This window comes from Aureisphaera sp. (assembly GCF_059726885.1).
On record NZ_AP041051.1, the window covers coordinates 1,679,820 to 1,693,036 of the forward strand.

The following is a 13,217-nucleotide window of genomic DNA, read 5'->3' on the forward strand; positions in this document are numbered from 1 at the left end:
AAAACAATCATGTCCAATTGCGAAATAGACATAGCAACCCATAAAAGAACGGCCAGTAGCCAAATTGGTAGGATGCCCAAAGCACTCCAAACCGATTTTGTAGCAGTCGATGAGCGAACGATAGCGGATCTCATAGTGAGTACCAATAAGTTATCCCAGCACATTAACTATTACAATAAGGATAATGTGCTTTTAGACACTTGGGATACATTTTTTCAGTGGGAAACCACGGCCATTTTGGCGCAAATAGCAAGCTTGGATATTTCCAAGTACCTGTCGGACTTCCAGCTAAAAAGAAGGGAACTATTATTTGTTCCAGTACTTGCAGATCAACAGGAAATTATCCTACCCTTTTTCGAAGGAATTGGTGATAAAATTCAAGATCTTTTTAAGAAGGTAGAACATCTCCCAAAGGATTTTGACATTAAGGAATACCTGGTTGGGACCAAAACCCGATTAGAAATATTCCTTGCAACTATAGAGAGTGAATTGGCTGCTTCGACCGACTTGTTATATACCCTGCAGCACCATTTGTTCAATAAGAACATTCAGAACTTTTTCGGACTGTTAACCCAATGGAAAAGTAAATGCGAGACCAAATTATATGATAATCTCGAGAACTATCCAGAGCATTCACCTCAGTATGCACTGTATCTGGCTTTTCTGAAGTTGTTTGGCTTTGCCCAAGAAAACCTCAATGAGTTTACGCAAAGGCACCTCGACTTTTACTATCGCCAAATTCTCAGGCTAAGCCCGGAAGGAGCGCAACCCGACCATGTGCATATGTATATAGAACCCCATAAAAACGAGGGGCCATTTCTATTGGAAGAGGGAAGCATATTTAAGGCTGGAAAGGACAGTGAAGGAAACGAAAAATATTATTCCGCGACTTCCGATGTAGCCATCAATCAATCAAAAGTTTCCACGATCTATGGAAGTTCCAAAAAGGACAGTAAATATTACTTTCAAGATAGGACAGAACTAAATGCAGCAGGCGATAGCTGGAAAGCATTCCCGCAGGAGACATTATTAGATGAAATAGGATTTGTTGTTGCCAGTCCCATGCTTTTCCTTCGTGGAGGGAACCGTGTGGTGCATCTAACATTCAAGGATGCAGCCAATGCGACGGTCGATGTGGCCACAGATAAATTCGAATTCTACTTAAGTGGCGAAGAAGGCTGGGTGCAACCTTTGGTGGGTAAGACTAGGAATGAGGTAACACTTACCCTTAATCCGGATGAGAAAGCCATCGTTCCTTTTAGTTCGGATATTCATGAAGGCGTGGATCTGGAAACGCCCTTTCCGGCACTCAAGATTGTGGCGAAGGACGGAACACTCACCCGCGTTTCTTTCGCCAATGTGACGGTTAAAGTTGTGGTGACAGATTATTCACAGTTTAAACTATTCAGTGATACGGGTGAAGCGGACCACACCAAAACATTTCAACCTTATGGCCCGATACCAAAAAACGGGAATAGCCTCACGTTTGCATGCAAGGAGTTCTTTCAGAAGAAAAATGCAAAGGGAACCCTTCACATTAATACGGATATTGAAGGCTGGGGTCCTTATATCATGGGACTCATTTCGCGCTTTACATTCCTTAAGAACGGAAAATGGATAGAAGGCAACAATTGGGAGTGGGACGCAGGATATGTCTTTACTAACCAAAGCCCCATTCCGTATGATTTTTCGGAAAATGAAGAGCGAACACCTAGCGATGTAGAAGGATATGCAAGAATGATCCTTAATTTTCCACTCTATGCAGGTGAAAGCTATCTCCAGTTCTTCATAGATGCGGCGAAAGATACCGAGGATACCATACTGCCTTATATACCCACGGTCACCGAAGTGCTCTTCGACTATGAAGCTTCGGCAACCTTTAATCTAAGCAGAAGCCGAACCACGTCAGATTATACTTTAATGCATTTGTATCCCAAGGGATATCAGGTATTGAAAGGGTCGAAATTGTCCTTACTGCCCAGTATCAATAACGATGGGGAATTGTTCGTCGGGATCGGGGATATAGATGGAGGAAACAGTGTTAGCCTTTTGTTCCAGGTAGCCGAAGGTAGTGCCAATCCTCGTCAGACACCTATCGAACTAAAGTGGAAGTACCTTAATGGAACGCAATGGAAAGAGTTCGAACCAGAAGACCTAGGAGATGACACTAACGGCCTTACCCAATCCGGGATCGTAAAATTGAACAGCCCAGAGGACATGAACTGGGATGAGCAAACCGAATTACCATCTGGTTATTGGTGGATTAAGATTGAAGCGGCAGAGCGCATTGATGCTATTTGCGATTTGGTGGGCATTCATGCGCAAGCCGTAAAGGCAGTGTTGACCGATTTTGAAGGAATTGGAACCGAATTTATTGAAAGCACTGCAGCTAAGTCCATCTCAAAGTTATTCAAAACTAAAAATGAAATAAAGAAAATAGAGCAACCTTATCCTTCTTTTGGTGGAAAATTGAAGGAAAGCGATACGGTTTTCTATCAAAGAACCAGTGAACGCCTACGCCATAAAGGCAAGGCCATTAGCATCTGGGATTATGAAAAGTTGGTGCTCGATAATTTCCCAGAAGTGTTTCAGGTAAAGTGCTTGAACCATCATAGATACGATACCGCAGAGCTATCCAATACCAGTGCCGGTTATGTAACGCTCATTCCAGTGGCTAAAGGCAGCACCTTAGAAGTGCCCGACTATTGGAAACCCATTGTGGATCTAGGAACGATGAAGCGCATAAAAACCTTTTTAAAGGAAAGAACCACACCGCATGCGAGAATAGCTGTTAAACCACCTACGCTCGAAAAACTGGAGTTAGATTTTAAAGTAAAATATATAGAAATCCCTGGGGCAGATACGCGTTTATATGCGCAGCAACTTCAGGAAGTCATTAATTCCTTTTTAAGTCCTTGGGCTTATAGCGACGATGTGGTTGCCGACTTTCAAGAAGAGATCGAAAAGTCCAGGCTAATTCAATTAATAGAACACCAAAGTTACGTGGATTATATCTCAGATTTTAAGGTGAATCACCTAATTCTGGAAGAAACTAGCGATGCCATTAAGCAACGAATGAATGATGTGGATAAAATCATCCCCAAAACGGCCTACAGCCTTTTTGTGCCGCATACCCATAAGATAAACACCCTAACAGTAGAATGCTGCTCATGAAAACGGAATATTACATAGATAAGACCCGCAGCTTAAAACCCGCTCAGGATTACGAATTCTTGAGAAAGGAAGGACAGCAATATATAGAGTCACTGGCACATAAACTCTGGACAGATTTTAATGCCCACGATCCGGGAATTACCATACTGGAAGCCCTTTGCTATGTCATAACCGAATTAGGCTATCGAACAAATTTCTCGATAGAGGATATACTAACCAATGAGGAAGGGATTATAGACAATGAATCGTTCTTCACGGCCCGTGAAATCCTTACGAACGCCCCATTAACCGTTTTGGATTACCGAAAAGTTCTAATGGATATTGAAGGCATAAACAATGCTTGGCTGGTATATAGCAATGGGGAAAAAGATGCCTTGGGCTACGAACAACCATTGGAGAACGAAATTCCACTTTATATTAACCCTAAGGAAGATAAACTCAGTTTTAGCAACTTAGATAAGTTTGGTAATGACTTGAATAGATTAGCCTTACGGGGCCTCAATCAGATCATGATCGAATTGAGCGAAGATCTTACCCTTGGGGAACTCAATGAAGTAGCATTGGACCATTCATGGTTTGATGGAGACCGTTTTGTGGAAGTACATATTACATTGGAATTCGATTCATGGAATCATCCGAAAGCCGACTGGTTGAAGTTGATGAACAAGCCTACAAAAATCAAGTTTAAGGATATAGAAGAACTGGATGGCGCCATAAAAATCACGGTTCAAAGGCAGATTAAGCCATCAGAGACCCTTACACTGTATTTTACACCAAGGGATCCCAAAGAACTACAGCAGGTAAAAGACTATTTCGATGTAGAAAAAACCATTTGCTATGCCATTAATCTTTTAGCTGAGAAGAAGAAAAAAGTCGATGAAATCTTCAAGAAGGTGAACGATGTACTTTACGAAAACCGAAACCTAACAGAGGATTGGTTGTGTGTAGAGACTATCTGTGAAATTGAAATTGGGGTATGTGCGGATATTGAATTGAATAACGAAGTGGATGCCGAGGAAATTTTGGCCCTGGTACAGCAAACCATAGATGAAATCCTGACACCACCCATACCATTCTATACCCTTAACCAGATGCTGGATATGGGTAAGAACCCCCGGGAAATTTTTAGTGGACCTTCTTTGAAGCACGGATTCTTATTAGATGAAGAGGTTCAAAAAGCACAACTACCGGAATGCATACATGCTTCAGATATTATAGCAGCCATAATGGATCTTCCCGGAATAAAGGCTGTTAACAATCTATTGCTTACTGCCTATGATAAAAATGGGAATCCGATCGATTCAGCCAAAAATCAGCCATGGTGCCTCAATTTGGATGGACAGAAAAAGCCCGTTTTTGCTTTCGATAAATCTAAAATATTGTTGTTCAGGGATGGCATTCCTTTCCTTATCCCTGAAAAAGGGGCACTAGAACTAAGTCAAGGGGTTTATTATCTAAAAACCCAGAACAATACCCTAAAACTACAGGATCCAGAAAATGATTTTGCCATACCCAAAGGACGTTTTTATCAATTAGATGAATACCACAGTGTACAGAACGATTTTCCAGTTACTTATGGAATTGGGGTAGGACAATTATTGGACACCACTCCCGAGATGCGGAAAGCACAGGCTAAACAACTAAAAGCCTATTTGCAACATTTCGATCAGTTATTGGGTGATTTTTTCAGTCAATTGTACCACGCCAAAGAGCTTTTAGACCTAAAGACCATCCATAAAACCTATTTCCCTAAATACATTGATTCCATTAGTGGAATAGATGAAACCCTTTTTGCAGACGAGGCGTATGGAGCACTCTTTCAAACTACTTTAATGAATGGGGAAGAAGATTCTGATCGATCCCTATATGAGACCGAACCCACGTTTTACGACCGCAGAAACCGTATGCTGGATCACCTATTGGCCCGTTTTGGCGAATCCTTTAATGATTACGTCTTTATGAGTTATGCCATGCAGGAAAATGCCAATGGGATTGCAGAATTGACCTTCCAGGATCAGGAATTGATCGAAGATAAGCAACGGTTCCTCTCTCAATATCCTAAGCTAAGTTATGCAAGGGGATTAGGGATAAACTATTGCCAAGAGCTTTCAACAGATCCAGAACATCCTTGGGAGTTTGCTAGAAGGGGTGGATACGAAAAAAGGGTAGCATCCCTTTTGGGAATCAATTCCATTATCATGCAAGATATCGTGGATGATGATCCTAAAAACAATTGGAGCTATGAAACAGATATAGGCACACTTGGATTTCAATTATTGAATACAGTTCCACTTACACAACAGGAGCGCTGGGAATTGGCACATCAACTTATGCATACCATAAGTGCCTACCGTATAGATACCTTTTCCAAGAGCTATATCTATTTCGTAAATAAAGACCACAAAAAGATTGCCAAGTTCAAGCAGGAATTCGATAGCGAAAAAGAGGCTCAGGAATTTATTCCAAAGTTATATCAGGCTCTCAATTCGCATTTGGAAAACTTTTATTGCCTAGAGCATATTTTGTTACGCCCTATGGTAACGGAAGACCTTACCGATGAGGATTTACTAACCGTATGCCTTAACGACGATTGCTTTTCCGAAGACCATAACGACCCTTATTCCTTTAAGGCAACTATGGTCATGCCAGGATGGTTGGCCCGGTTCCGAAATAGATATTTCAGGGATTATGCCGAACGAATTATACGACAGGAAGCACCGGCCCATACCATGATTAAGGTGTGCTGGGTAGGCAGGGAAGATATGATTGCCTTTCAGGAATCCTACAGAAAATGGATACTGGCCTATCAGAAATTCAAATCGAAATACTGCGGGGGCAATTTAAGTGAAACCGCTAAGAAACAATACAACAAAGCGTTGTCCGATCTCATTGCTCAATTAAAAGAGCTTAATACCATTTACGATGAAGGTACACTGTACGATTGTCAGGAAAGTGAGTTGGACAACCCCATTATATTAAATAACAGTTCTTTAGGAACCCTTCAAAATATTGAGCCATGATACTAATAAATGATAGTTATCCCGTTTTTGAAGCAGATCAGGTACTAAGTCAGAAACACCTGAATCGATTGATAAGCTACCTCGAGGAGCAGGACAGGGTATCCCGCACCCAATTATTGGGTATGGGCGTGGTTTGCGGATTAGAAATAAGCAAACCCAACGCTACTACGGTAGCCATAAGTTGTGGGACGGGGATTACCTCTCTGGGGTATTTAGTGCCCTTGGAAGATTCTAACTTCACCCACTTTAAGATAACAACGATTTCAGAAAATTTCCTGAGCCCGGATATCGAGGAACATCCGTATTTGGAAAACCTGTATCAATACACCCAGATGTACCAGCCGTTCGAAAATTGCTTAGAGCTTTTAGAAGCCGATGCCGAAGATGAGGACAAGCAGGTGCTGACCGAAGAAGTACTCGATAACAAAGTGGTCATGCTTTTGGTAGAAGCTTTGCTAATTGATGAAAAGAACTGTGTAGCTCTGGATTGTGCCGATAAAGGCAAGCGTTTGGAATTCAAAATTAGGCCATTGCTTATAGATGCAGATCTTTTGGAAGAATCCGAATTCGACCTAGAAATCTGTAATCGAATGTACTTCGAGCAGCTGAGATTACAGAGGTATAGCGTTCCCAAAGCAACATTAACCACCACAGAGAATGTACTAGACGCATACAACTCATTAATTATATCATCGAAGGGACAATTAAATGATGCTGTTCAGGAAATACACGATCATTATTCGGACGCTTTTAGCTCTTTAGATAACTACATTTTCCTGAACAATATAGAAGGAAGGGTGAATACGGTACACAATCAAACCCAAAACGGGATTCACTTGCAATATGTGTGGGATTGGATGGCAGATTTGGCGGCTACGTACAACGAAATTGCGCAGTTCCATGGATGCAATCCCAGTGTGTGCTGTCCAGATAAAGGTAAATTTCCATTTCACGTGCTGTTAGGGTCAGCAGAATTTGCTACCGAAGCCATAGCTGCGGGAAATGAACTTTTCAAGTTTAGAACCCCATTTATTAAAACGGGCATATTAGCAGCCGAGGAAAAAGATAAGAAGGAACACCTGCAAGGGCTTTTGGAAAAGTTGATTCGTTTGGTTTCAACCTTCGACTTGAATCTGGAAATTGTCCAGACACAAGGAATTAAAATTATCCCTTCCCATATAGGACGGACCCCACTTTCGGAAAGGGCCATACCCTATTATTATTCGGAAATACAGGAATTAAATACCAAATGGTCGCCAGAATTGACACAAAGAGGGCTCAATAGCTCTATCTTAAGCTATCATTCTAACGAATACAATACCACTAACCCATCGGTGAGCGAACCATTAGCGTATGATGTTGAGCCGTATAATTTCTTCAGGGTCGAGGGTCATATTGGGATGAATTTTTCTGAAGCTTTAACAGAGATTGTCGGCCAACAGGAAGAATATCGATTGCCATTTAAGGTAATAGGGTTGAATGCTGTGGATTATGCCAATAATACCATAGATATATCTAACCAGAGGGAAATTTGGGATGATATGGAGTTGGATTACGATCTAGCAAAGGAGAAGACCTATAATGTTACGGAATATGTGATTGGATGGATTAATGACAACAAGGATGAAATCCAAGAGCATTATCCCGCTATGACAGACCAGACCATAACCAATTTGGAAGGTATTTTGGTAGAAACCCGTGACCTTCTACCGGAAGATTTGGCTGATTTCTTACCGAATTACGAAGCTTTTTATGAGGTGTTCGAGAACCTGAACGATCTATTCCTGTTCCACAGAAGGTGTATCAAGATAAGCGGAGATATTGATGAGCATGCCATTATTGAAGATTTGGTAGATCACTTAGATGAGATCAACTATTTATTTCTGGAGGACCCGTTTACCATTATACACGAAGAGGCCAATAGAAGATGGGAAAACTCATTTAAGGAAACCTTTTTATCCTCCTTCCTGGATAAACATCCCGGTATAGAACATGAAGCAGGAGTACCCAAAGGAGGAACCTTTATTATGGTATATGCAGATAGTAGTGTATTCGAAACCGACAGAGCGCCTTTTAGGGCGGTAGCATTGGTAGAGCGAATTCAGAGCTATAAGCGTTTGTTCCGTTTCTCCGAAGCAGAAGAACGTGAAATAACGAGTAAGAATGTAGTACGTAAACGTGCCTTAAAAAGTGGTCGTCAGCCTTTGGAAGAAACTACCGATGAGTGTAAACAAAAGGAGGTCACCATGAAATCTAGGGTAATGGAAGCCGCGAAGAAGGACTTGCAAGGACTTCCATTGGCCACCCGAAGATTAGTGGAAGACCGTATGTCCCGAGCATTCGATGCTAGAATCACGGGAAGTAGGATACCGACAAGGGTGGTTGGCGAGGAGATTATCGTAACAGCAACCAGAAACCCAAGAAGAACCATTCCGGAGCGTGTGATTATTGCAGATTTCTATCTGCCTTACATCTGTTGCTCAAGTGGCAATAATATCAATCTAGTGTTAGAATCGAACGAACCCGAGCCCATCATAGCCGATTTTGAGGGAGTGGATTTCGATGAAAACGACTTTTTTACAAACGATCAATAACCTTTAAAACATAAAATGTCATGTCAACAAGACCTATAGTAGAAGCAGCCATTGCTGCCATAGAGGACAACGGAAACAACACGGCAGTAGAAGTACGCGATGTACTCACGAAGATGTTGGATTATACCGAGAATGAGGATATCACAATTCCATCGCCTACGGTAGATTTTTTCCATTTTTTCAATAATGGAAATTTCTCCGAAGATAGAAGGGGCGCCCGTTTGTGGTACTCGTGTAAAGGAATACGAAGTGGAGCTAGAAGAGGGGAAATGGCAAACCTTACCCTTCGGTTGCGTATTTTGGAAAGCAATGTAAACGATCCTTCATTTGCGATAGAACCAGAATTGTATGATCTCCTAAGGCAAATCGTTCAAACAGGCAGGGAGTTGACTTTTGCCGTTTCAATGAGGCATCCTCAGTTCGATTTTCCTATGATCGTGACCTTGCGATTGGACCTTTCTCGCCAAAATATCTTAGGAACCATCATAGAAAGTCCAGAGGGAGTAGTTGTAGATCATGAGGTGTTTACCTCGATCCAGTTCCATGCGCCCGAGTTTTTCTAGAAAGGAATAAGTATGCACCTTATCGAAAAGCACCATATAGAAATTCAGTGTTCTGAAAAACCCTTTGCTCATATTCTAAAAGATGAATTGAGTGGGGTTTTTGAGCATGAATTGTATCCGAAGCTGGAGCAGCTCTTGGATCGATATGATGTGGCCGATAGGGTATGGAGTATTGAACATCTTTCCGTCGATATCCCAACAATTTCCCAAAAAAACTGGAAAGAAGAATTGATTGCCAATACGCTATTCCAAATAGAAGAATTCCTGAAAAAACAGGTCTCGCCAGCATCTACGGAAGGGTCCGTTGGCATCGAAAGTCAACCAGGAATAAGTAAGCAGGATTCCTTACAAGAGCTATTGCTGCATTATCTGAAGAAAGGGTTTCTCCCTACCAATGCACTTATGGAACGGCTCGATGAACTATTTCAAGAAGTGGAATTGGATGGTTCATTTTGGGAACAAATGCAGTCACAAATCCATAAGGATACCACTGCAATTTTGCGATGGACACTAAACTTGCCAGAGAGTTTGAAAGAGCAACTGTACGGGGTAATTAGTCCAGTGAAGACTTGGAATGAAGTCAGGACAATAATCGATAATAATCTAAGGACTTCCGGGGTACAAAAAACAGCAAGCACGGACAAAGAGTACTATGGTTTTTTGGAATTCCTGTACTGGTTAGTCTTGTTTCAGCGAGATGAACTATGGTTGAAAGAAGAATCAACTTACGATGAAATACTGAGGCATGCGACGTCTTATTTTCAGTTATCCCCTGAGCACCTAATTCAAATAATTGATGTATGGACAGCGTCTAGGGAACCATTGGAGCTACCCGTGTTATCGAAAGTCATCATTCCTCTTAAAAAGTATATCGTTGAAAATGATGATATACTATTCAGTAAGCAGGAAGAGAAAGAAGAAAAGGAACAAAAGGATGAGATTGAGGCCATTCTTGAAGCATTGCAAGGAAACAGGGAAAGTGCTCCTTCAAAAGATTTAAAAGAAAGAGCAAATTATATTGAAAATGCAGGGCTGGTATTGTTACATCCATTCTTAAAACCGCTATTCCAGAAATTGAATTATTTGGATGATTCTAAATGGAAAAGTGTGAAACTTCAACATCGCGCAGTACTGTTATCTCAATATATGGTCAATTATGATCCCAAGATCTTCGAAAGTCAATTATTGTTGAATAAGATTTTATGTGGGGTTAAGCCATCGGATACCGTCGCAGTTGCATGGGAAATTACCCAGGAAGAAAGAAACCAGTGCGATGGGCTATTGCAATCTGTCATAGAGCACTGGGCGATTTTAAAGGATACTTCGGTAGCAACGTTTCAGGAAACATTTTTAGTGCGAAATGGAAAGCTTTTAGAATATAAGGAAGACACCTACGAGCTAACAGTAGAGCAAAAAGGTCTGGATATACTATTAGATCATTTGCCTTGGGGAATCGGGACCATTAAAACCCCTTGGATGGAACACTACCTATCGTGTTATTGGAATTAAAAATATATAAATATGGAAGTTCAGGCACAGAAGAATGAAGCCAAGCAGGTTTCAAAAATCACTTCAAAAAAGGGAAGCCCTTTTTTTGGTGGTGCTACTGTGCAAAGAAAACTGGCCATTGGGTCATCCGATGATGCTTTCGAGAAGGAAGCGGATCATGTGGCGGACAAGGTGGTAAATATGAAGGCAATCCCAAAAGGTACAACACCGCAGAAGGGAGCTTTGGTACAACGCAAATGTAGTGACTGCGAAGAGGAAACCTTACAGAAAAAAGGGGTTGGCTCCGAAGGGGGGACTGCCTCTATGGCGTTGACACAACAAATAAATAACTCCAGGGGTAGTGGTAGTAATATGGACCATACAACCCAACATTTTATGGAAAGTCGTTTTGGAACTGATTTTTCAAATGTTTCCATTCATACGGGTAGCCAAGCCATTCAAATGAATCGCGAATTGAATGCCCATGCGTTTACTGTAGGGAATGACATTTATTTTAATGAAGGCAAATACAATCCGTCGACCCAATCGGGAAAACATTTACTGGCACACGAGTTAACGCATACCATTCAACAAGGGCATGGAAAGAGCATAAAGAGAAGTACGGTCTCTCCAACAGAAGGGAATGGAGCGATATTAAATGAAGAGGAGATACGTATGAAGTCCATCGGACCTCAAATCCAGAGAATGCAACCGCGAAACCAGTCTGGGGGTGTAGATCATATTAGCGGTAATGTGGCGCCTTGGAAAAAACAGGGATACACAGATCCTACAGGGGACAAGCATTGGGCATATACCGATGCGGGAACCGGTGTTGTTGCCTGGACAGCAATTAATTATTCTTCAGATGATTTACGTTTCTGGTGTCACGGGCACACACTAAAAACCTACAGAAACTGGTATTATTCGGTGTATTCAGGATCCCCAATGCAGCAAGCGGTTACCGACGAATACAATACGGTTGCCGAAGCCGATGTGAGATCCGGTGACATAGCTGTTTGGACACCTTCTTATGGTCATTCCTGTATTATTGAAGATCCGACCCATAACGGCGGTGTTTTAGATGATGCTACTACTATTGTTTCCACCAAAAATGGGCGCGAAGCATTAAAAACCAGTGCTACGTTGGCTGCCACCAAGCATAAGTATCGACGTATGAGGAATAGTGTTGGCTATTACAGACATAAATAAGAAGATTATGGATTCGAGAATAGGATCAATACATAGGCCGACCAAAGCACCGATCAACGCGCAAAGAGAGGCCCCTTTTTTCAAACCAACGATACAAAAAAAGTTGTCGATTGGTTCGTCCAATGATAGGTATGAAGTAGAGGCCGATCGTATTGCAGATAAGGTGGTACAGGGTAATGGGGTTTCAACAGATGGCACCAGGCACCACGGGTCTTTGGTTCAGAAAAAATCGCTATCAGAATCCATTACGCCATTGGTACAGAAAAAAGGAGAACAAGGGGGCGAAGGACAGGCTTCATCGGCATTGACCCAACAGATCGGTTCGAGTAAAGGAGGTGGGCAATCTATGGACAAAGGGACTCAAGGTTTTATGGAGAGCAGGTTTGGGGCTGATTTTTCTGGAGTTAAAATACATACAGGCCCCAAAGCCGCTGCTATGAACAGTGAGTTAAATGCCCAAGCTTTTGCAGTGGGAAATGACATATATTTTAATGAAGGGAAGTACAATCCTTCCACCCCATCCGGGCGACATTTGTTGGCTCATGAGTTGACCCATACCATACAGCAAGGAGGTAAATCACATTCCATTCAGGCTTACCGTGATAAGAATGCCTTTAATTTCGGCACAAAGGATTCCCCTACCCTTGTAGAAGATACTTTCGATCCGAAAAAAGATAAGGAAACAAAGCCTTGGATAGAATTAGTAGATGTGAAATTTGATGCTTTGAAAAAAGACTCTAGAAACAGCTCTTGGGAATATTCTACTGGTAAGGCGGTCATTAAATTCTATAATGATACTGTGGCTCCCCTTGAAGTAACAGTGACGGGAGGATCGGGAGCGGCCGGATTAGGGAGGACAGATGCAGGAACATTTACCGTGCATAGGATTGAAGGTGTAGGGTACAATAGTGGTAAATATTCAGGAAGTTTTGACAAAAATGATCGGGAAGGGCCATTGAATCGCTATTCAAAGAACTTAAAATCCAATATGTCTTTTGCTGTCTTTTATAATAAAGGCGAGGCCCTGCATGAGGGACCATTAGATATGGCATCCCATGGTTGCGTCCATGTAGATTGGGGAGCGGATACCATGCAATGGATTAATTATCATTCGGTAATTGGATTGACTAAAGTAAAAGTGAGCTATTAATTTTATTGACAGATTGAAT

At 41.7% G+C, this 13,217-nt stretch carries 7 protein-coding genes; all 7 read left to right on the top strand.

Annotation, left to right across the window (positions count from 1 at the left end; genetic code table 11):
- Nucleotides 1-9: 9 nt before the first annotated feature.
- From AC6JAD_RS07405 to AC6JAD_RS07435, 7 genes are read left to right on the top strand one after another with little or no spacing between them, the layout of a single operon-like run.
- Complete coding sequence (locus AC6JAD_RS07405) at nt 10-3,174, top strand: baseplate J/gp47 family protein (RefSeq protein ID WP_461305292.1); 3,165 nt, start codon at nt 10-12, stop codon at nt 3,172-3,174.
- Nucleotides 3,171-6,194: a baseplate wedge protein gene (locus AC6JAD_RS07410; protein ID WP_461305291.1), complete on the top strand. Its 3,024-nt coding sequence runs from the start codon at nt 3,171-3,173 to the stop codon at nt 6,192-6,194. Before AC6JAD_RS07405 ends, AC6JAD_RS07410 begins: the two co-directional genes overlap by 4 nt.
- Nucleotides 6,191-8,788: a hypothetical protein gene (locus AC6JAD_RS07415; RefSeq protein ID WP_461305290.1), complete on the top strand. Its 2,598-nt coding sequence runs from the start codon at nt 6,191-6,193 to the stop codon at nt 8,786-8,788. The genes AC6JAD_RS07410 and AC6JAD_RS07415 overlap by 4 nt, the downstream gene beginning before the upstream one ends.
- A 20-nt stretch (nt 8,789-8,808) precedes the next feature.
- Nucleotides 8,809-9,351, top strand: a complete 543-nt coding sequence (locus AC6JAD_RS07420) for a hypothetical protein (RefSeq protein WP_461305289.1) — start codon at nt 8,809-8,811, stop codon at nt 9,349-9,351.
- A gap of 12 nt (nt 9,352-9,363) precedes the next feature.
- On the top strand, nt 9,364-10,860 hold the full coding sequence (locus tag AC6JAD_RS07425) for a contractile injection system tape measure protein (RefSeq protein ID WP_461305288.1): 1,497 nt from the start codon (nt 9,364-9,366) through the stop codon (nt 10,858-10,860).
- 12 nt (nt 10,861-10,872) lie between these two features.
- Nucleotides 10,873-12,048, top strand: coding sequence for an eCIS core domain-containing protein (locus AC6JAD_RS07430; protein WP_461305287.1), 1,176 nt, complete (start codon nt 10,873-10,875; stop codon nt 12,046-12,048).
- Between the two features lie 7 nt (nt 12,049-12,055).
- A complete protein-coding gene (locus AC6JAD_RS07435; protein ID WP_497866223.1) occupies nt 12,056-13,198 on the top strand; it encodes an eCIS core domain-containing protein in 1,143 nt (380 codons plus the stop codon).
- Nucleotides 13,199-13,217 lie beyond the last annotated feature (19 nt).